This is a genomic window from Yersinia sp. 2466 StPb PI (assembly GCF_041538325.1).
GTDB lineage: Bacteria > Pseudomonadota > Gammaproteobacteria > Enterobacterales > Enterobacteriaceae > Yersinia > Yersinia enterocolitica_E.
The window spans coordinates 1,251,724-1,273,059 of record NZ_JAULSL010000001.1 but is presented as its reverse complement, the minus strand read 5'-3'; the positions used below and the strand labels follow the sequence as shown (position 1 = coordinate 1,273,059).

The following is a 21,336-nucleotide window of genomic DNA, read 5'->3' as shown; positions in this document are numbered from 1 at the left end:
ATCCCATTATTACTTAGAATGTGAGAACTTTATCAGCGGCTAACGTCCATTGAGCCAACTCAACCAAAGTACCGATTTCTGCACCATCAACCAGCGTTAACCCAGTCACACCACGGGCATCGGCGCAAGTTTTGCATAATTTAACCGGAACATTCTGTGCTGTAAGAATCTCTAGCATCTGCTGTAAATTGTAACCTTCACGTGGTTGTTGCCCGTTAAGGCCAGCAATGACGGCATCAGACATTAAAAAAAGGCGTAAATCGAGATCGGCTTGTTGTTCTTTTAACGCAATAGATAAACGCAGAGCATTAAATAATGACTCATGGCCATAGGCAGCCCCATTCGCAATCACAACCAGTGAACTACTCATATAAACCTCCAGTTAATCCGATGCTTTGCTATTTAGCCCTTTTCGCAACGAAAGACTATGGCCTAGCATCTCCAGATAGGCATCAATTAATACCGGTGCCTCTTGTTTTATATCAAAACTTTCTGGCATAAAGAGCCAGTTTTCCATCAAACCTGTAATATAAGCTTTCATGATAATCGCAGCTCGACGAGTATCAAGGTTGACGGGCAATTGATTTGCATCAATACAGTCTTGCAAAACCGATTCAATTCGCTCATAACTAGCTAAATCAAGAACTTTACGCGCGTCATGGACTGAGGTCATCTCACCGATAAACTCACATTTATGGAATACAATCTCCATTAGTGCACGGCGTCGGCAATCCTCACGCGTAGAAACAAGAACATAGATGAGTATTTCACGCAGGATGCGGAGTGGATTATCGGGATATTTTGCCTGATACTCTAATTCGAGCTGATCAATTTTAGACTCTGATAACTCCCAAACTTCGTTAAACAGGTCTACCTTATTCTTGAAGTGCCAATAAATTGCGCCTCGGGTTACGCCTGCGGCGGCGGCAATATCAGTAAGTGAAGTGCCGGAAACGCCATGCGCAGAAAACTCCCGCACTGCGGCATCAAGAATTTGTTGCCGGGTCTCTTCGGCTTGCTGTTTGGTTTTTCGTGCCATAGCGTTGTTTTTTCGAGGGGGTGCGATTTACATACATTCACGAATGTATGTACCATAGCACGCACATATAATTTACGCAGCAATGGGTTTTAAAGCTTGTGATCCATTGAATTAAATTAAAAATCGGACACTTGAGGTTTATCTATGAGCAAAAACAGAGGGGTAATGCCTCTGGCTGCAATTCTGGTACTTTCAGGCAGCTTAGTACTTATAGGATGTAATGATAAAGATGCGGCGCAAGCCCATGCTCAACAGGCACCTGAAGTTGGTATTGTGACATTGAAAGCAGCACCACTGAATATCACAACCGAACTACCGGGCCGCACGTCCGCATTCCGTGTTGCAGAAGTTCGCCCACAAGTTAGCGGGATCATTCTTAAACGTAACTATGTTGAAGGCAGTGATGTCACCGCAGGAACATCACTTTATCAAATTGATCCAGCCACATATCAGGCCGCTTATGACAGCGCCAAAGGTGATTTAGCGAAAGCACAAGCTGCCGCTGAAATTGCCCGCCTGACAGTGAATCGCTACAAACCATTACTGGGTACCAATTACATCAGTAAGCAAGAGTATGACCAGGCTATGTCTGACTCAATGCAAGCTAATGCGAGTGTTCTGGCAGCAAAAGCGGCGGTAGAAACAGCGCGTATTAACCTGGCATATACTCAGGTTACGTCGCCAATCAGTGGGCGTACCGGTAAATCTTCAGTTACTGAAGGTGCATTGGTGACCAGTGGTCAGGCAACGGCAATGACCACAGTTCAGCAACTTGATCCGATGTATGTCGATGTGACTCAATCAAGCGATGAATTCTTGCGCCTGAAAAAAGAGCTGGCTGATGGCACGCTCAAGCAAGAAAACGGTAAGGCCAAGGTTCGCTTGTTACTGGAAAACGGCTCTGAATACGCAGAAACCGGTACTCTGGAATTCTCTGGTGTCACCGTCGATGAAACGACCGGTTCAATTACTATCCGTGCCATCTTCCCTAACCCGAACGAGGCGCTGCTGCCTGGCATGTTTGTTCGTGCCCGTTTGGATGAAGGTGTCAGACCTGATGCACTGTTGGTGCCTCAACAAGGTGTGACGCGTAACCCACGTGGCGAAGCTACTGCTATGGTTGTCGGCGCAGATGACAAAGTTGAAATGCGCACGCTGGTTGCTAATCAGGCCATTGGTAATAAATGGTTGGTTACTGAAGGATTGAAAGCAGGTGATCGTCTTATTGTTTCCGGCTTGCAGAAAATCAGACCGGGCGTGCAGGTAAAAGTGCAGGAAGTTACTGACCCGGCGCAAAAAGCAGCTCCGGCTGATACAGCGAAGAAGTCTTAAAAGGAGCCGGTAATTCATGGCTAAGTTCTTTATAGATCGCCCTATTTTCGCTTGGGTTCTCGCCATCATTCTGATGTTGGCTGGTGCACTTGCGATAATGAAATTACCCGTTGCGCAATATCCAACCATTGCGCCACCGGCAATTACAATCTCCGCCAACTATCCTGGCGCCGATGCGACTACTGTTCAGAATACAGTTACGCAGGTTATCGAACAGAACATGAACGGTATCGATAACCTGCTGTATATGTCTTCCAGCAGTGATTCCTCCGGTAACGTTCAGTTGACGTTGACCTTTAACTCAGGCACTGACCCAGATATCGCTCAGGTTCAGGTCCAGAACAAACTGCAATTAGCGATGCCATTACTGCCGCAAGAAGTGCAGCAGCAGGGCGTGAGCGTTGAAAAGTCCAGTAGTAGCTTCCTCATGGTTGCCGGCTTTATTTCTGAAGACGGCACCATGAAACAAGAAGATATCGCGGACTATGTGGGTTCTAACGTTAAAGATCCAATTAGCCGTACCGCCGGTGTGGGTGACGTTCAGTTATTTGGTTCCCAATACGCAATGCGTATCTGGATGGATCCGCATAAACTGAATAATTTCAAACTGACACCGGTTGATGTTATTAATGCCATTAAAGTACAGAACAATCAGGTCGCAGCAGGCCAGTTAGGGGGGACTCCACCCGTACCTGGTCAAGAGCTGAACTCATCAATCATTGCGCAGACCCGTTTAACCAACGCAGAAGAATTCAGCCAGATCTTGCTGAAAGTGAATACTGACGGTTCGCAGGTTCGCCTGAAAGATGTGGCTATCGTTCAACTGGGTGCTGAAAGCTATAACATCATCGCCCGTTATAATGGTAAACCTGCGGCAGGTATCGGTATTAAACTGGCAACCGGTGCTAACGCCCTGGACACCTCTGCTGCAGTAAAAGCTGAACTGGCAAAATTACAACCCTTCTTCCCGAATGGGTTGAAAGTGGTTTATCCGTACGACACCACCCCATTCGTTAAAATCTCTATTAACGAAGTGGTTAAAACACTGGTTGAAGCTATCATTTTGGTGTTCTTGGTAATGTATCTGTTCTTGCAGAACTTCCGGGCAACATTGATTCCAACGATTGCAGTACCGGTCGTATTGCTGGGTACTTTCGCTATTCTCTCCGCCTTTGGCTATTCGATAAACACCCTAACGATGTTCGGGATGGTGTTGGCGATAGGTCTATTGGTAGATGACGCCATCGTGGTGGTAGAGAACGTCGAACGTGTGATGCAGGAAGAAGGGCTACCGCCGAAAGAAGCCACCAAAAAGTCTATGGAGCAAATCCAGGGCGCATTGGTGGGGATCGCGATGGTACTGTCGGCAGTATTTATCCCGATGGCCTTCTTTGGCGGCGCAACCGGGGCGATTTATCGTCAGTTCTCTATCACCATTGTTTCAGCCATGGTGCTCTCGGTTCTGGTGGCATTGATTCTGACACCCGCACTGTGCGCGACAATGCTGAAACCTATAACCAAAGGTGAACATGGGCCGAGTACCGGCTTCTTCGGTTGGTTTAACCGCATGTTCGAGAAAAGCACCCATCACTACACTGACAGCGTTGCCAACATTTTGCGCAGCACTGGCCGTTATCTGCTGATCTATCTGCTGATAGTGATTGGTATGGGCGTGTTGTTCCTACGCTTGCCGACATCATTCTTACCAGAAGAAGATCAGGGTGTATTCCTGACCATGGTGCAAATGCCTGCGGGTGCGACGCAAGAACGTACTCAGAAAGTGCTAAATCAGGTTACTGACTATTATCTCGACAAAGAAAAAGACGTGGTTAACTCTGTATTTACCGTTAACGGCTTCGGTTTCAGTGGTCAGGGTCAGAACACGGGTCTGGCATTCGTCAGTCTGAAAAACTGGGATGAGCGTCCGGGAGAACAGAACAAAGTTCCAGCAATTGTCGGCCGCGCATCTGCTGCCTTCTCGCAAATCAAAGACGGTTTGGTCTTCGCCTTTAACTTGCCAGCGATTGTGGAGTTGGGTACTGCTACCGGCTTTGACTTCCAGTTAATTGATCAGGGTAACGTCGGCCATCAGAAATTAACTGAAGCGCGTAACCAACTGCTCGGTATGGCGGCGCAACACTCAGATATGCTGGTCGGTATGCGGCCGAACGGACTGGAAGATACACCTCAGTTCAAAGTGGAAGTTGATCAGGAAAAAGCACAGGCTCTTGGTGTTTCGATTTCCGATATCAATACCACGCTCGGTTCAGCGATGGGCGGCAGTTACGTAAACGACTTTATCGACCGTGGTCGTGTGAAGAAAGTTTATGTACAAGCTGATGCGCCTTTCCGTATGTTACCGGGCGATATCGATAAGTGGTATGTCCGTAACAACACCGGTCAGATGGTATCGTTTAATACTTTCTCCACCGCGAAATGGGAATACGGCTCACCTCGACTTGAACGTTATAACGGTCTGCCATCCATGGAAATTCTGGGTCAGGCAGCGCCGGGTAAAAGTACCGGTGAGGCAATGGACCTGATGCAGGATCTGGCGTCTAAATTGCCAAGCGGCATCGGTTATGACTGGACCGGCATGTCTTATCAAGAACGTCTGTCAGGTAACCAGGCTCCCGCGTTGTATGCCATCTCACTGATTGTGGTGTTCTTATGTCTGGCTGCGCTGTATGAAAGCTGGTCGATTCCATTCTCAGTTATGTTGGTGGTACCGCTGGGTGTTGTGGGCGCGTTACTGGCGGCCTCTCTGCGTGGGCTCAATAACGACGTTTACTTCCAGGTAGGCTTATTGACCACTATCGGACTATCGGCCAAGAACGCCATCTTGATTGTTGAGTTTGCTAAAGACTTAATGGACAAAGAAGGGAAAGGTTTGGTGGAATCAACCTTGGAAGCAGTACGTATGCGTCTGCGACCAATTCTGATGACGTCATTAGCCTTTATCCTAGGGGTTCTGCCACTGGTTATCAGTAGTGGCGCAGGTTCTGGTGCACAGAATGCGGTAGGTACAGGTGTTATGGGCGGGATGGTAACCGCAACTGTACTGGCTATCTTCTTTGTTCCGGTCTTCTTCGTGGTGGTTCGCCGTCGCTTTAGTCGAAAAAACGAAGATGTAGAACACTCGCATGCGGTTGACCATAAGGCCAAGTAAACCTTACGTCACCACAATTGATGAAATACATCATTAAGAAAACCCGCAGACTTAGGTTTGCGGGTTTTTTATTTTCTGTACTTGAAACTCAAAAGTGAATAGCGCATAATTATTGTTATAGTATAACATAACAATTGGAGTTTTTATGAAACCCGGCATCCACCCTAACTACCGGACAGTAGTTTTTCACGACACCAGCGCAGATACCTATTTCACCGTGGGTTCCACCATTGCCACAGCACGCACCATTGAGCGCGATGGGCAGACCTATCCTTATGTCACGCTGGATATCTCCTCAGCCTCACATCCGTACTACACCGGTAAACAAAAAGAGTTCTCCAAAGAAGGCAGTACTGCGCGCTTCAATCAACGTTTTGGTCGCTTCTTGACTAAAAAAACCAGCTAATCCTGAGAGTTAATCATGCAAGTATTGAGTTCATTACGTTCAGCTAAAAACCGTCATCCCGATTGTAAAATCGTTCGTCGCCGTGGTCGGGTATACGTTATTTGTAAAAGTAATCCACGTTTTAAAGCAGTTCAGGGAGGGACTCATAAGAAGCGTTGATTTTGATTTGGTTTTTAGCCCATCAGTTGATGGTATTGATAAGCCCCGTTGCTGCCCAACGGGGCTTTTTCATGTTAAAGAAGAGAGTTATCAACCAAGGTCAAGTACTCAGCCTCTGACCAAAATCAAAGACTGAGCACTAGCCACTTTGTTTATTGGTTTATAGTTACTTCATACTGTTCACAATGGTATCTACATTGTGTTTAAAAGCTTCAGCATAGGTTGCTGCCGGGCCACCGGTTGCGGATAAGGCTTCAGGGTAAAGCTCACCACCAGCTTTAGCACCACTGGCTGCGGCAATCTGTTTTACTAAACGCGGATCAGTCTGATTTTCAATAAAATACGTTTTTATTTTCTCTTGTTTGATCTGTTTAATTAGCGCGGCTACATCGCTGGCACTGGCTTCAGCCTCAGTGGAGAATCCGACGGGCGATAAGAAGTTAACCCCATACTCTTGGCTAAAATAGCCGAAAGCATCATGGCTGGTCAGGACCTTACGCTTATCTATCGGGATCGTGGCAAACTGAGCTTTCGCATAAGCATCCAGTTTTTCCAATTGCTGAATGTATTCTCCACCACGTTTACGGAAATAATCAGCATCCTCAGGATCGGCGACAATCAATGCATTCATTACGTTGTTGGCATACTTGATACCATTCGCCATGCTGTTCCATGCGTGGGGGTCCGTCACCCTCTTTCCCTCTTCATCCATTTTACGCGTATCGATCCCGGTTGAGGCGACAACGACCTGCCCTTTATAGCCAGAAGCACTGATCAAACGCTCCAACCACCCTTCAAGCCCTAGCCCGCTGATAAACACCACATCAGCGTTAGATAACTGTTTACTATTTTTCGGCATCGGTTCAAAACTATGGGGATCCCCATCCGGGCCGACCAATGTCACCACATTGACATGCTCGCCCCCCACCTGCTGGACGATATCGCCTAAAATAGAAAAACTGGCTACAGCTTCAACAGTTTTTGCCATCGCCAATGGGCTAGACAGTAGGGCAGCTACCGCCAAACTAATAGGTAAACGCTTCATTTAACTCTCCTTTAACGACCGGTACTTCTTAACGGCGCGCGGTTGCTAAAACACCACCACGCGTTCCAAATAAAATAGATACAAAGAAAATCAGGCTGGCGCTAAGGACTATTGCCGGCCCGGCAGGTAACGAGGCGTAATAAGACCACAACAAGCCGACAAAACTGGCAACCATGCCGATGGCCATGGCAATACCTAATGTATGAGGGAGATTTTTGGCCCAAAAACGGGCACTGGCAGCAGGCAACATCATTAATCCTACCGACATCAGGGTGCCAAGAATCTGAAACCCGGCGACCAGATTGATAACCACCAGCGATAAAAACAGAGCGTGGACCACCATCAGCCAGCGCCCCATACTGACCCGTAGAAAGACAGGGTCGAATGACTCAATCACCAGTGCGCGATAAATCGCCGCTAAAGCCAACATCGAGACCGTCGTGATAACGCCGACCATGGTCATGGCACTGACATCAACAGCCAAAATAGAACCAAATAACACATGGAGCAGATCCATGCTCGAGCCACGTAGAGAGACCAGCGTGACCCCCAATGCCAGCGAGCCCAGATAGAAACCGGCAAAGCTGGCATCTTCTCTTAATAGTGTTCGTCGGCTGACCCAACCGGACAACATAGCAACCGCTAATCCGGCAATAAACCCACCCACGCCCATTGCCACCAGTGACATTCCTGAAATGAGGTAACCGATAGCCGCTCCCGGCAATACCGCGTGAGATAGAGCATCCCCCACCAGGCTCATTCGCCGTAATAACAAGAAAACCCCTAAAGGAGCTGAACTGAGTGACAAAGCCAGACAGGCGACTAATGCCCGCCGCATAAAGCCAAAATCTACAAAAGGATCAGCAAATAAATGGAACAATGTCATCAGTTGATAACCCTTTGCTGTTCGGGTTGAGGAGCCAGAGAAGAGAGTGCGCAAGATGAGCTGTGGCAGTGATGCCATTGCGCCAGAACCTGCTCAGATGAGTCCCAACAGTTACCAAGAGGTGTCAACCACAAGGCGCGGGGGAAATGTTCAGCGACCATCGACATATCGTGTAAGACAGCAATAATCGTCCGCCCCTCATCGTGTAACCGATGAATAACATCGAGTAACAGCCGCACGGTCTGGCTATCAATACCGGTAAAAGGCTCATCCAGTAATATCAGTTGTGCTTGTTGCACTAAAAGACGGGCAAACAGCACCCGCTGTAACTGCCCGCCGGAAAGCTCAGCGACGGGTTGGCGCGCTATTTCCGGCATACCGACCGTGTCTAATGCCTTTTTGATTCGTTGCCGTGATTGATGATTAATGCCCCCTAGTAGCCCACTTTGGGGCCAGCATCCCATCGCCACGACATCCTGAACGACAATGGGGAACTGTTTATCTAACTCAGCTTGCTGTGGGAGATAGGCTATTTGAGGGCGATCTTCTCCGGTAAAAGTTATTTCCCCCATCACTGCGGGTTGTAAATCTGCCAATGTTTTAAGTAGGGTTGATTTACCCGCTCCATTTGCCCCAATAATGGCCGTGAGAGACCCGGCAGCAAAACCACCCTTAATTGGCGGGGTAAGTGCATGCCGATCATATCCAATCTCAATATTTCTCAACTTTATCATGGCAATATATTCGCCCAATAAATAGCTCCCCACAGCAGCAAGCAAAGTAAGGCGACGCCAGAGATGCGCTGTAATGACGAAAGTGAGAACAATGTCCAGTAGGAAGGCTGGTTTAACCAGGTAAGGAAAGCGTGTTTATTCATAGTAGAACAGAGCATGTGTTTTCATGTGATACATTATAACATCACATAAAATTATTAAATTCAAGAAAACATCATGATTGACGAGTTTTAAAAGTAACAAGTTTTAGCACGCTAGCCCCACCGCCCTCAGTAAACGGAAGCAAACTTGCCGCTAATGGCAAACTAGACAGCGCAAACATGCTTAGTAACAGTAAATTAAACAATTTTTACTGTTACTCCACTGGTGAGGTCAGGCAGGGTTTTGGTATTCTAACCTCAACATTGTTCGGTAATGCTCGCAAAACGATAAATTACACAATAGAAAACAGGTAATATCCCCCCCCTGCTCTTGACCAAACCCGCTGAGCATTCTAGGTTAATAGAGAGTAGTTAAATTAATCGTGAGTAATAACCCTAAATATGAAGAATCCTATTTAGACTGCGTTATTTTATAGGAAGAGCGTGTTATTGAAAGCAAGTGCATCAAATAACATCACAACATGTAGCTGATAGTATTAGTTGAAAAAATCTCATTAAATTTGATTTTTTTGATTCAAATCATGCTCGTAGTTGCTGAAAAACAAATGCCAAAGCATTTTTTGTTACAATAGCGATACAGGAATGAATTAATCTTGCCACCATGAGCGGACAATTAATGAACAATGAAATAGCCGGGGACTTCACCTCAGGGTGTTACGCGATTTCATTACTCAAGAGTGTTATCAGCAATAATATCCGTGAAATTGAAGGAAGTTTGGTTTCCGGCTTAATGTATTATTCAGAAAATGCCAGGTACACGGCGGGTTCATTAGAAATTCTTGATATTTCTCACGTAGAAGATAACTGCTATTCAATGACTTACTGTTATCAATGGCATATCTTTAACCCCTGTTTGGATATCAATACTGAAGAAACCTTAACCGGTGCTGTAACATTTATTGTACATCCAGAAAGAATCACTTTTGATATAATTAACAATGACAGGCCCTCAACCGCTGACGAATTGTAAGATTAAGTAATAAAGTTGCGCGGTGAGCGAAGAAATGATTTATATTCATATCAAGACAAGTTTATTTACGTTAACGATAAGCTTCTACATTTATATGATTATCTATCTACTCACATTGTGTTATCAACACCGAATTAAGACTTTACGGAGGGGATGATATGGATGAGTACTCGCCTAAACGGCATGACATTGCCCAGTTGAAGTTTCTATGTGAAAACTTGTATGATGAAGGCATTGCTACCCTTGGCGACAGCCATCATGGGTGGGTAAATGACCCAACATCTGCCGTAAATCTGCAACTCAATGATTTGATCGAGCATATAGCTTCATTTGTGATGAGTTTTAAAATAAAATACCCGGATGACGGCGACCTTTCAGAGTTAGTGGAAGAATATTTAGACGATACATATACTTTGTTTAGTAGTTACGGAATCAATGATCCTGAATTGCGGCGCTGGCAAAAAACCAAAGAGCGTTTATTCAGACTTTTCTCAGGAGAATACATCTGTACCCTGATGAAAACTTAAGGGATAGTTTCCCTATATTAATTTGTATATCGAGAAGAAAAACCACCATGACAAAAACTGACTACCTGATGCGTTTAAGAAAATGTACGACTATTGATACATTGGAACGTGTAATTGAAAAGAATAAGTATGAGCTTTCCGATGATGAGTTGGAATTATTTTACTCAGCGGCAGACCATCGCCTGGCTGAACTCACAATGAATAAGCTTTATGATAAAATCCCACCTACGGTTTGGCAACATGTGAAATAGTCTGCTTAACGCTGGTTAAGACACACAACGTTGAGCCGATAGTCGTTATCGGCTTCAATGAACCAGGCAATTCGTTCGTGTTTTAATTTGAGATAAATGTCTTGATAGGCCCACGGTATTGAAGGTTAACTTGAATCCCGCGTTATTGCATATCAGGATTTAGGTAAATCCAGTGAGTTATCAGCAGAGTGGAAGGGCATTTAAGTCAAAGTGCTTTGTCCGCTTCATTTATTAAAATTCACTCTTAGCGCTAATAATTTCAAAATATTATTAATCCTTTGCTAAATCTTAAATGTAAATAGACACCTAAACCAATAAATAAATGAGAAAAATCTTATTTCCCCCTTCATTAATACGTCTAACTGAAAATATCTGACCAATAGCATAAGAAAACGTAAAGAAGAGGTTCAACAAGAAGGGTTGACACTTTAGGTAAGCACACTAGGAAGATAACATCAGAAATGGTGGAGGCTAGCACTCATTGCCATGGCAGTGCAGGAGCCGACTTTGACCTACAAGAACCCTAACACGGGTAAGCCATTTAGCAAGGATGAGTTTGTACAATTTGCCGACGATTATCTTGGCGCAGATATTATTTTTTGGAGCACAACGTCTCCCTGGCTGACGAAGAAATAGGTATCCATCGCTAAGGAAATAAAGCACCGCCGCGAGATCATGCCAGATATAATCACGGCAGCAGTCGGGCAAAAAATGGATCCAACCTCCTATCATCAACAGTTTGCCCTAAGCAGCTATTTGCAACAGTGCCAAAATAAAAGAGATGATAAGATATATATAATATTCAACGCTATCTTGTTCTCAGATACGAGAGGAAAATACTGATGTCAAAGACAATCAAAACAACATTTGTGGCTGCCTGTATGGTCAGCCTCCTACCCTCACTATCTTATGCTCAATCGCCAAATAAATTACCAATGACTATCTTCGAAGATGTCCGGGTCTTTGACGGCACAACCTTAACGTCCAAAATGAATGTGGTTGTTGAAGGCAATAAAATCACTCAAATTTCTGCTCAACCGATTAATCCAGCAACTGATGCCGTGCATATCGCTGGCAATGGTCAAACATTGATGCCGGGCCTTATCGATGCCCACTGGCATACTTTTATGGCTCGTCCTTCCATGGCATTAGCTTCAACCGCTCCGTTAAGTTTTATCACATTGCTGGCCGGTGCTGAAGCAGAGTCAACACTTCTACGTGGTTTTACCAGCGTTCGAGATTTGGGTGGACCCGCGTTTGGCTTAAAACTCGCAATTGATAATGGCGTAATCAAAGGGCCACGCATCTGGCCATCAGGAGCAATGATTTCACAAACGGGTGGTCATGGTGATTTTCGGATGCTTTCAGAAATACCGGCTACCCCTGATCAATTAAGTTACCCAGAACGAATTGGCATGTCTGCGATAGCTGATTCAGCCGATGAAATTCGAAAGCGCACCAGAGAGCAATTGTTGCAAGGAGCTAGCCAAATCAAGTTGACAGGAGGCGGTGGCGTATCTTCTCCCTATGGCCCATTAGATACAGTTCAACTTAGCGTCGATGAAATTCACGCCGCAGTCGAGGCCGCGGCTAATTGGGGTACTTATGTGACAGTCCATGCTTATACCCCTGAAGCCATTAGCAATGCTATCAAAGCTGGAGCAAAAGTAATTGAGCATGGTCAATTGGCAGATGATGCAACTGCAAAATTAATGGCAGATACAGGTACATGGTGGAGTCTGCAGCCTTTTTTGGCGGACGAGAATGCAAATCAACTGCCCGATCCCGCAGGACAAGCCAGAGCAGCGCAGATTTTTGCCGGGACTGATAACGCTTATCGCTTAGCTAAAAAATACGGGGTGAAAGTTGCGTTCGGAACAGATGTTTTATTTGATGGAAATTTGGCAGCCCGACAAGGCTCACAGCTTTCTACAATGACACGGTGGTATACGCCCGCCGAAGTGCTCAGAATGGCAACATCTGATAATGCAAAATTGTTAGCGCTATCAGATCGACGCAATCCATATCCAGGAAAACTTGGTGTTGTCGAAGTCGGAGCCTTAGCTGATTTATTGCTGGTTAACGGCGATCCACTCGCTGATATCGGACTGCTGGCAGATCCTGAAAAAAACCTGACTATCATCATGAAAGACGGACAGATAATAAAAAACAAGCTAGTTTCAAAGTAGAAAGGTTTGAATAGGATTCAGATTATCGATACGGAAGCACCAAAAACACTATGCACCGGCATAATATCATTGTGATAAAGCTGATTCGAATTTCACGACGTTTTCTAGGTGTCAGGTAGACTCTATGGTAGTACCAGATTCCATGACGGGAAAGTATAAGATGTGACATTGATTAGCGCCCTAGGCGATACACAAAAGTTGTATCACTGCCGTTTCAATGCACGAAACAAGTGTTTAATATGATGGATATCATGCACTTATCAGAAATGGTGGAGGCCCTGCCAGCTACATCCCGGCACACACCTCGCCTGCTACGGCTGCTTCCTTCCGGATCTGACCGAGTTCACAAGTTAGTGTTGCGGGAGAACCAACAGGACCTCCATTGACGTTAACGGCTCCTTGTACTCTGGAGCGGTGGGCATTATCGACCATGACCCACCAAATAGCAAGACAACCCGCACTAACCGGTGGTTTCTTGCCCACTTCCCCTCAGGTTTGGGTTAAATCTCTTTTCTGCTGGCACCAAAAGCATTGATGATGTTATTTATTTATCTCGTTCTATTTATATCGCTCTATTTATTTCTATAACGTCGCACTATCCGCCCATGCAGATAAAAAAGAGAATGCTGTGACATCATCAAAAACAGAGAGCCAAAATCAGTGGGAATCTGCAATATCAGATTTGCCCACAGAATCGGGTGACCTACCGTTTGTCGACAGTTTCCGCCAACGGGTCTTCCAAGTGGTGGCCGCTATCCCCTATGGACAGGTGACCACTTATGGCGATATCGCGCGGCTGATTGGCTCCCCCAGAGCTGCACGCCAAGTCGGTGGAGTTCTCAAACGCTTGCCGGAAGGCTCTGCCTTACCCTGGTATCGGGTGATTAATCGTCATGGCGAAATATCATTAATTGGTGATGATTATCTTAGACAAAAAAAGGCATTACTGGCTGAAGGCATTGATATCGATACTTCGGGTCGAATTGATTTACGCCGCTATCGCTGGCAATACCGCTAATAAAAACGCCACAGAATAGTGGCTATCCTGTGGCGCTATTGCCAAATTAATTGGCTTTTCTGAAAAACCGGCTCATGGCGGGTTAAACATTACTGGATGGTCGCACTGCCTGTTATGGTAGGCGCGCCCTGTATTGTTGCCGGTCCCCCTGGGGTTGTTTCTATAGCAACAGAGGTTGCAGGGACCAATAACAGATTAGCCTGGGTACCCGCGCCACGGTTGATCACTTCTTGAATGGTATCGGTGATAAACAATAACTGGCCATTGCGAGTGATCGCTGCACTTACAATAATACGTGCATTTGGCTGGATGTCGGCTGGGTTAAACGGCAAAGCAAAACTAAACGGAGCCTGTTTGCCCTCAGTACGAATTGCTTTCTGGGCGATAACCCGTGATGGTGCATCAGCCAGTGAGGCATCCGACAGCGTAACCGTAACTACGGCATCAGGTGGTAATGCAATGCGCTCGCGGATGTTCACTGTCCCCTGTACAGCAGGCTGTGCAATAGGTGCGGCAGCAGTGGTTACACCTGCCGGCGCGGGAACCGGAACATCAGCCCCTCGATGAGCACACCCAGCCAAACTTACCACTAATGCTGCCCCACCCGCTATCTGCCAGAATTTCATTGATTGCCAAGGTTTCATAGGTCGCACTCCTTCTTATTATTAAGATGCAAGCTATCTACACAACAGCCGGCGTTTAATAAGTGGCTTCAACCACCTAGCAAGCCAATTATAGCACAATATTCTACTTCCCGCTGACGCTTACCCCATTGAGGCATTTATCAGACTATTCCTTATCCGATATTCCTCAGTTGAACAGGCCTTTCACAGCAATATATTGACGAGCGCCCAACGGATTCAGCACACTGTGTATAAACTCAACCATCAGGGGCCACAACATGAGTCAAGCATTAGAAAAACTACTCGATCTGCTCTTCCTTGAGAAAATTGAAGAAGGTATCTTTCGTGGCCAAAGTGAAGATCTGGGCTTGCGCCAGGTATTTGGTGGTCAGGTAGTGGGTCAGGCTATCTATGCAGCAAAACAAACCGTACCGGCAGAGCGGGCAGTACATTCTTTCCACAGCTATTTTCTGCGCCCAGGGGACAGCAGCAAGCCCATTATCTATGACGTCGAAACACTACGTGATGGCAACAGCTTCAGCGCCCGCCGGGTCAGTGCGATTCAGAATGGTAAACCCATCTTCTATATGACGGCATCGTTCCAGAGTCAAGAAGAGGGGTTCGAACACCAAAATACCATGCCGGACGTTCCCCCACCGGAAGGGTTGATGTCAGAAACAGACATTGCCCGCCAGTTCGCACATATGATCCCCGAAAAAGTACGGGAAAAGTTTATCGGCCATCAGCCAATTGAAATGCGCCCGGTGAAATTCCACAACCCATTGCAAGGCTCGGTAGAAGAACCGAATCGCTATGTCTGGTTCCGCGCCAACGGTGCCATGCCAGATGACCTGAGGGTTCATCAGTATTTACTGGGTTATGCCTCTGATTTTAATTTCCTGCCAACGGCCTTGCAGCCACATGGGATTGGTTTCCTGGAGCCAGGAGTGCAGATTGCCACGATAGATCATTCTATGTGGTTCCATCGGCCATTTCGCCTGGACGATTGGCTGCTGTATGCAGTAGAAAGCACTTCTGCTTCCGGCGCGCGGGGCTTTGTCCGTGGCCAGATTTACAGCCGGGAAGGGATATTAGTGGCTTCTACCGTGCAGGAAGGTGTCATTCGTTTGCATCGATGATACCTCGATAGCCTTTGCCAAAAATAGAACAGGGGCGATATCATATCGCCCCTGCTGCTATCATCATTATTATTTATTTTACTGCTACTTCTAGCTTATTGGTTGTATGCATTTTCGCCGTGGCTGTTAACATCCAGACCTTCGCGTTCTTGTTCTTCTGGTACCCGCAGGCCAACCAACAGGTCAGCAATTTTAAAGGCAACGAAGGCAACAACACCAGACCAGACCAAACACACACCGACGCTGAACAGTTGCACACCTACCTGATGGCCCATAGTGACGCCAGCGGCGTAACCTGTACCGCCCAGTGAAGCCGAGGTGAAGACACCGGTCAGGATACAACCGACAATCCCACACACGCCGTGGACACCGAATACGTCGCAGGTATCATCTACCCGCAGCCATTTTTTCAGCAGAACCACACCCCACAGACCGGCAACACCCCCGACCAGACCGATAATCAATGCACCGCCAACCCCGACTGTACCTGCCGCTGGCGTAATCGCAACCAAACCTGCGATACAACCGGAACATGCCCCCAGCAGCGACGGTTTGCCGCGTAAAATCCACTCAGCAAAGACCCAAGACAAGATAGCACCCGCTGTTGCAACTACCGTATTCAAGAAGGCAAGTGCAGCAATTTCATTCGCGGCACTGGCTGAACCGGCATTGAAGCCAAACCAACCGATATACAGAATCGCAGTACCGGTAAACACCATAGGTAAGTTATGAGGTTTGAACGCTTCTTTACCAAAACCAGCACGTTTACCCAGTAAGTAAGCGCCCACCAAACCAGCAATCGCGGCGTTGATATGCACAACAGTACCACCGGCAAAGTCCAGTGCGCCATCCATTGCCAGGAAACCACCACCCCATACCATATGTGCCATCGGCAAATATGAGAAGGTGAACCACAGTGCTGCAAAAATTAATACCGCAGAGAAACGAATACGTTCGGCGAATGATCCCACCACCAGTGCGACCGTGATACAGGCAAATGAAGCCTGGAACACCACATGGATATATTGATAGAAAGTGCCACTCAGGCTGGTCAAACCAATACCTTTTAGCATCGCCATATCGAAACTACCAAAGAATGCATTGCCGGTGCCGAAAGCCAGACTATAGCCATAGAGCACCCACAGCACACAGATCAGAGCAAAGCTCACCATGACCTGAGTCATCATCGATAATACGTTCTTGGAACGCAGCAGACCGCCGTAGAACAGGGCAATACCGGGCACAGTCATAAACAGCACCAGCGCGGTGCAAATCATCATAAAAGCATTATCAGCTTTGTCAGCTACAGCCGGTGCTGCGGCCATTGCCAAAGAAGGCAGCATCGCTACCGAACTCAGGCCCAACATGGATAAAAGTTTTTTCATCATCAACCCATCCCTATTCACTAAATTTGAGCCTGCAAATTACAGTGCTGCTTCGTCGGTTTCGCCGGTACGGATGCGAATAACACGTTGCAATTCAGCAACGAAAATTTTGCCATCACCAATTTTGCCGGTATAGGCCGCCTTACTGATCACGTCAATCACTTCATCCAATTGATCATCAGCAATTGCGATATCAATTTTCACTTTAGGTAAGAAATTGACACTGTATTCAGCTCCCCGATAGAGCTCTGCGTGTCCCTTCTGGCGACCAAATCCTTTTACTTCGGTTACGGTCAGCCCCTGAATACCCACAGAGGATAAGGCTTCACGCACATCCTCCAGCTTAAATGGTTTGATAACCACGGTAACCAGCTTCATATTTGCCCCTTCTCGAATTAAGTCGAATTCATGTCTGCCACAAATGAAGTAAAGCAAAGGCTATGCCATAAGTAATGATAGATATAATTTAATGCGGAAATGGCGAAGCTAGGGCGGTTGAGATACATGAGTCAGCCGTGTAGCGGCTGAATTCATCGTATTGAATAATTTTCGCGCACCAAAATAGTGCGAAGCGCGTCACAGAAGTGCACGACAGCATCGACGACCTATTGCATTGCAAGATTATGGTGCACGAAAGCTGCAAAATGGGCATTAACGGGGATATGCATTAACGATTTGACTTAGGAAAACACAGAAAATAGTGCGGGGCCGCTTAGCCCCACAACTTATTAATTAACTTACCGCCGTCTCTACCTGATCAATGGCGGCTAAATCTTCGCTAACCAATTGCAATTGATACATTTGATAATAACGCCCATGGGCGGCCAGCAGCTCTTGATGCTTACCCTGCTCCACTGCCACACCACGGTGCAACACCAAGATGGTATCAGCATCAACAATGGTTGAAAGGCGGTGAGCAATCACTACCAGCGTGGTATTTTTTCGGATTAGCCGCAATGCCCGCTGAATGGCCTGCTCAGTACCAGAGTCAATATTGGCAGTCGCCTCATCTAAAATCAGGATTTGCGGAGCCTGTACCAATACTCGCGCCATCGCCAGCAACTGTTTTTGCCCAACTGACAAGGTATTCCCCTGCTCACCAAGCAGACTGTGCAATCTATCGGGTAGCGCATGGACTAAAGGGGCCAGTTGCACCGTTTCCAGAGCTTCCCACACTTGCTGTTCAGAGATATCACGGCCTAAAGTCACATTGGCGAAAAAGGAATCAGCCAACACCACTGGGTCCTGTTGCACCATGGCCACCCCTTGGCGCAAGGTCTGATGGGATAACGCGGATAAAGGACGAGCATCTAGCAGAATCTCACCATGTTGCACCGGGTAGTAGCCCATCAACAGGTTAGCCAACGTACTCTTTCCGCTGCCGGTATGCCCGACCAGAGCAACAAACCCGTGCGAAGGTACATCAAGGGAGATATTTTGCAGCACCATTTTATCGCTACGATAAGCAAAGCTGACATTATCCACCTGGATACGGCCACTGGTCAGTGGGCGATCATCAGTACCGTATCCTTGCTGGGCGCGGTCCATCAGATCAAAAATACGTTCCCCAGCCACCACAGCTTGCTGCATGACTGACTGCTGTGATGTGAGTTCAATTAAGGGTTCATTTAAGCGGCCCAGATAGTTAATGAAAGCATACAGCACACCCACCCCCACTGAGCCATCAGGACTGAAACCGAACAACAGTAACAAACCACACAGTACCAAGGCAGAAAACAGGCTCAGCAGCGGGCGCAATAAAAACCCTTCCAAGCGTAAAGTTTGCATGCGTGCCATATAGTGCGCACGGCTGGCAGACTCCATACGTTCGCCAAAACGAGCTTGCTGGCGAAACTGCTGAATCACGCCCATGCCGTTAATAATTTCATTAAAACCGTCGTTAATATCAGCCAAATAAGCCCGGACTCGCCGCACTACGGGTGTGCTGTAATGTTGATAAATGGCCATCACTACCAGCACTGCTGGAAAGATACAGATAGAAATTAGCGCCATACGCCAATCCAGACTGAACATCGCCACCAGCATCGCGCCAATTAATGCCGCGCTTTTTAATACGGTGGAGACCACCATCACATATAAATCTTTAATGACTTCGGTGTCATTTGTGACACGGGAAATCAATTGCCCGACCGGCTGGGTATCAAACGCACTGAGAGGTTGACGCAAAGCGGCATCCATCACTTCAATACGTAGGCGCTGAACCACACCTACGGCAGCACGGTTAAAAAGCAATGCCTGAAAATAATGCAATGCTGCTGCCAACAGTTGCAGCAACAGATAAGCCAATGCCAACCCACTGACTAAACCGAGGGGCAAAGTGCCTTTTGCGACCACATGGTCAATAAAATAACTTATCAAAAGCGGGCCGCTGACCTCGGCGGCAGCCGCAATCCATAACATCAATACCGCCAACCCTAACGGTTTACGATAAGGGGAGCCATAGGAGAGCAGGCGCTTAAGTGTCGGCCAAAGTTGCTGAACTTTACTCATCGGTTTTGGCCTCCGACTCACCATCATCTAATGCTGCCTCCAGTTGTTGATAACGGTACATCTCCCGATACCAGCCGGATTGACTGACTAATACGTTATGTGTCCCGCGCTGCATCACGCCACCATGTTGCATCACTAAAATTTCGCTGGCTTCGGTCAACGCTGAAAGACGGTGCGCACTGATAATCACGGTACGATGCTCACCCCATTCACGCAGATTTTTTAGGATTTCATATTCGGTCTGACCATCAACTGCGGATAGCGCATCATCGAGAATCAGGATCTCAGTATCCAGCAACAGTGCGCGGGCGATGGAAATCCGCTGTTTCTGCCCGCCAGATAGCATCACACCGCGCTCACCCACTTCAGTGTCATAACCCTGAGGAAGGCGTAAAATATCTTCATGCACACTGGCTAAACGAGCGGCCCGCTCAATTTGAGCCTGCGTGGCATCAGGTTTACCCAATGCAATGTTGCCAGCAACCGTATCAGAAAAGAGGAATGGCGTTTGGCTGACCACAGATAAACGGCCACGCCAGTCATGCAACCTAATATCAGACAGCGCATGCCCTTGATAACAAATAGCACCATCATCCACATCAAACTGCCGCTGAATCAATGCCAGTAAGGTACTCTTACCCGACCCTGTAGGCCCGCATAGCCCCAACATCTGCCCCGGTGCTAATTTCAGCGCCACATCATGTAACGCAGGCTGTTCACTACCTGGGTAATAGAAATGGCGAATATTCACCGCGAGTGTGCCACGCCCATCGCTCAGCTCAATATCACCATCTTTAACCACCGGCGCTTCTTCCAGCAAACTGCGAATACGGCTATAGGCGGCACTGCCTCGTTCAACGATATTGAACATCCACGCCAAGGCAAGCATGGGCCAGATCATCAACCCCAGATACATGATGAAACTGGTAAGTTGACCCAAAGTAATACTGTGATTAACCACCATCCAACTGCCGCCGCCAATCGCCAATAAATTCGCGATCCCGATGGCGATATAGATAGTTGGATCAAAACGGGCATCGATACGTGCGACATACATATTCTTGGCACCGGCTTCTGCCGCTACCTGAGCAAACTGCTGTGATTGATGATCTTCCAGGCCAAAAGCTTTAATCATGCGAATACTGGTCAGGCTTTCTTGCGCCTGGTTATTCAGCGTAGAAAATGCCCCTTGGGCCGATTTGAAACGTTGATGCAGTTGGTCACCGTAATATTTGATCACCACCGCCATTACCGGCATAGGTAACAATGATAACAGTGTTAATTGCCAGCTAATTTGGGTGCTCATTACAATCAGCACCGCGCATCCCATCACCAACGAATCCACCAGCGTCAGCACCCCCTCACCGGCAGCAAAGACCACGCGATCAACATCATTCGTCGCACGAGCCATTAAATCGCCGGTACGGTGACGTAAATAGAAACCAGGGGCCTGGCGGCTAAGTTGGCGATAAAAGTTTGACCGCAACTCCACAGCCAATTGATAAGAGGCACCAAATAATAAAACACGCCAGACATAACGCAGTAGGTAGACCACAATAGCGGTTATCAGCATCACACCAATCCATACCAGTAACATATTGGTAGGCATCTGTTTTGTGCTGATACCATCCACAATTACTCCGACCAGTTTAGGCGGCAACAGTTGTAGGATAGCGATAATAATTAACAACAACACCGCGCCTACATAGCGGCGCCATTCACGGCGAAAATACCAGCCTAGTTGTGCAAACAATCTCACTCAGTTTTATTCCTGGTCTGACACCGAATACAT

At 47.0% G+C, this 21,336-nt stretch carries 20 protein-coding genes and 1 other RNA gene; 10 read left to right on the top strand and 11 right to left on the bottom strand.

Annotated elements, in window-relative coordinates; genetic code table 11:
- Positions 1 to 13 precede the first annotated feature (13 nt).
- The gene (locus tag Q2T72_RS05625; protein ID WP_083159977.1) at positions 14 to 370 is read right to left on the bottom strand and encodes a DsrE/DsrF/TusD sulfur relay family protein; all 357 of its coding nucleotides are present in this window, start codon (positions 368 to 370) and stop codon (positions 14 to 16) included.
- Between the two features lie 12 nt (positions 371 to 382).
- The gene (gene acrR / locus Q2T72_RS05620) at positions 383 to 1,039 is read right to left on the bottom strand and encodes a multidrug efflux transporter transcriptional repressor AcrR (RefSeq protein WP_083159979.1); all 657 of its coding nucleotides are present in this window, start codon (positions 1,037 to 1,039) and stop codon (positions 383 to 385) included.
- A 144-nt stretch (positions 1,040 to 1,183) separates the two neighbouring features.
- Here acrR and acrA point away from each other — a divergent pair, with 144 nt between their 5' ends.
- From acrA to ykgO, 4 genes are all read left to right on the top strand, one after another.
- On the top strand, positions 1,184 to 2,371 hold the full coding sequence (gene acrA / locus Q2T72_RS05615; protein WP_083159981.1) for an efflux RND transporter adaptor subunit AcrA: 1,188 nt from the start codon (positions 1,184 to 1,186) through the stop codon (positions 2,369 to 2,371).
- A 16-nt stretch (positions 2,372 to 2,387) separates the two neighbouring features.
- The gene (gene acrB / locus Q2T72_RS05610; protein ID WP_102970455.1) at positions 2,388 to 5,540 is read left to right on the top strand and encodes an efflux RND transporter permease AcrB; all 3,153 of its coding nucleotides are present in this window, start codon (positions 2,388 to 2,390) and stop codon (positions 5,538 to 5,540) included.
- A gap of 145 nt (positions 5,541 to 5,685) precedes the next feature.
- The gene (locus Q2T72_RS05605; protein ID WP_083159983.1) at positions 5,686 to 5,946 is read left to right on the top strand and encodes a type B 50S ribosomal protein L31; all 261 of its coding nucleotides are present in this window, start codon (positions 5,686 to 5,688) and stop codon (positions 5,944 to 5,946) included.
- Positions 5,947 to 5,961: 15 nt separating this feature from the next.
- Entirely contained in the window at positions 5,962 to 6,105 is a 144-nt protein-coding gene (gene ykgO, locus Q2T72_RS05600) for a type B 50S ribosomal protein L36 (RefSeq protein WP_002208618.1), read from the top strand.
- A 166-nt stretch (positions 6,106 to 6,271) separates the two neighbouring features.
- Here the strand turns inward: ykgO and Q2T72_RS05595 are convergent, their stop codons facing one another.
- Genes Q2T72_RS05595 through Q2T72_RS05585 form a run of 3 tightly spaced genes read right to left on the bottom strand, consistent with a single transcriptional unit; the run spans position 6,272 to position 8,770 of the window.
- Positions 6,272 to 7,150 carry a metal ABC transporter substrate-binding protein gene (locus tag Q2T72_RS05595; protein WP_083159985.1) on the bottom strand — a complete coding sequence of 293 codons (879 nt, stop codon included), beginning with the start codon at positions 7,148 to 7,150 and terminating at the stop codon, positions 6,272 to 6,274.
- Positions 7,151 to 7,178: 28 nt separating this feature from the next.
- Positions 7,179 to 8,036, bottom strand: a complete 858-nt coding sequence (locus Q2T72_RS05590; RefSeq protein ID WP_083159987.1) for a metal ABC transporter permease — start codon at positions 8,034 to 8,036, stop codon at positions 7,179 to 7,181.
- A complete protein-coding gene (locus tag Q2T72_RS05585) occupies positions 8,036 to 8,770 on the bottom strand; it encodes a metal ABC transporter ATP-binding protein (RefSeq protein WP_372568772.1) in 735 nt (244 codons plus the stop codon). The genes Q2T72_RS05590 and Q2T72_RS05585 overlap by 1 nt, the downstream gene beginning before the upstream one ends.
- A 777-nt stretch (positions 8,771 to 9,547) precedes the next feature.
- Between Q2T72_RS05585 and Q2T72_RS05580 the strand changes: the two genes are divergently transcribed.
- The 4 genes from Q2T72_RS05580 (at position 9,548) to Q2T72_RS05565 (ending at position 12,868) form a co-directional block, all read left to right on the top strand.
- On the top strand, positions 9,548 to 9,901 hold the full coding sequence (locus Q2T72_RS05580) for a hypothetical protein (RefSeq protein ID WP_083159991.1): 354 nt from the start codon (positions 9,548 to 9,550) through the stop codon (positions 9,899 to 9,901).
- Positions 9,902 to 10,059: 158 nt separating this feature from the next.
- Complete coding sequence (gene tomB, locus Q2T72_RS05575) at positions 10,060 to 10,428, top strand: Hha toxicity modulator TomB (protein WP_083159993.1); 369 nt, start codon at positions 10,060 to 10,062, stop codon at positions 10,426 to 10,428.
- A gap of 47 nt (positions 10,429 to 10,475) precedes the next feature.
- Positions 10,476 to 10,679, top strand: a complete 204-nt coding sequence (gene ymoA, locus Q2T72_RS05570) for an expression modulating protein YmoA (RefSeq protein WP_002208622.1) — start codon at positions 10,476 to 10,478, stop codon at positions 10,677 to 10,679.
- Between the two features lie 842 nt (positions 10,680 to 11,521).
- Positions 11,522 to 12,868, top strand: coding sequence for an amidohydrolase family protein (locus Q2T72_RS05565; RefSeq protein WP_083159995.1), 1,347 nt, complete (start codon positions 11,522 to 11,524; stop codon positions 12,866 to 12,868).
- A 276-nt stretch (positions 12,869 to 13,144) separates the two neighbouring features.
- Here Q2T72_RS05565 and ffs read toward each other — a convergent pair.
- An RNA gene (ffs, locus tag Q2T72_RS05560) (signal recognition particle sRNA small type) lies at positions 13,145 to 13,241 on the bottom strand.
- A gap of 300 nt (positions 13,242 to 13,541) precedes the next feature.
- Between ffs and Q2T72_RS05555 the strand changes: the two genes are divergently transcribed.
- Positions 13,542 to 13,886 (top strand): MGMT family protein, encoded by a 345-nt coding sequence (locus tag Q2T72_RS05555; RefSeq protein WP_227746600.1) that lies wholly within the window; start codon positions 13,542 to 13,544, stop codon positions 13,884 to 13,886.
- Positions 13,887 to 13,975: 89 nt separating this feature from the next.
- On the opposite strand, the gene Q2T72_RS05550 is transcribed toward Q2T72_RS05555, so the two are convergent.
- Positions 13,976 to 14,530 (bottom strand): YbaY family lipoprotein, encoded by a 555-nt coding sequence (locus Q2T72_RS05550; protein ID WP_372568771.1) that lies wholly within the window; start codon positions 14,528 to 14,530, stop codon positions 13,976 to 13,978.
- 257 nt (positions 14,531 to 14,787) lie between these two features.
- Between Q2T72_RS05550 and tesB the strand changes: the two genes are divergently transcribed.
- The gene (tesB, locus tag Q2T72_RS05545) at positions 14,788 to 15,648 is read left to right on the top strand and encodes an acyl-CoA thioesterase II (RefSeq protein ID WP_083160001.1); all 861 of its coding nucleotides are present in this window, start codon (positions 14,788 to 14,790) and stop codon (positions 15,646 to 15,648) included.
- A gap of 95 nt (positions 15,649 to 15,743) precedes the next feature.
- Here the strand turns inward: tesB and amtB are convergent, their stop codons facing one another.
- The 4 genes from amtB to Q2T72_RS05525 form a co-directional block, all read right to left on the bottom strand.
- Positions 15,744 to 17,033: an ammonium transporter AmtB gene (gene amtB, locus Q2T72_RS05540; RefSeq protein WP_083163833.1), complete on the bottom strand. Its 1,290-nt coding sequence runs from the start codon at positions 17,031 to 17,033 to the stop codon at positions 15,744 to 15,746.
- 39 nt (positions 17,034 to 17,072) lie between these two features.
- The gene (gene glnK, locus Q2T72_RS05535; RefSeq protein ID WP_002208627.1) at positions 17,073 to 17,411 is read right to left on the bottom strand and encodes a P-II family nitrogen regulator; all 339 of its coding nucleotides are present in this window, start codon (positions 17,409 to 17,411) and stop codon (positions 17,073 to 17,075) included.
- A 354-nt stretch (positions 17,412 to 17,765) separates the two neighbouring features.
- A complete protein-coding gene (locus Q2T72_RS05530) occupies positions 17,766 to 19,544 on the bottom strand; it encodes a SmdB family multidrug efflux ABC transporter permease/ATP-binding protein (RefSeq protein WP_372568770.1) in 1,779 nt (592 codons plus the stop codon).
- A complete protein-coding gene (locus Q2T72_RS05525; protein WP_372568769.1) occupies positions 19,537 to 21,303 on the bottom strand; it encodes a SmdA family multidrug ABC transporter permease/ATP-binding protein in 1,767 nt (588 codons plus the stop codon). Before Q2T72_RS05525 ends, Q2T72_RS05530 begins: the two co-directional genes overlap by 8 nt.
- Positions 21,304 to 21,336 lie beyond the last annotated feature (33 nt).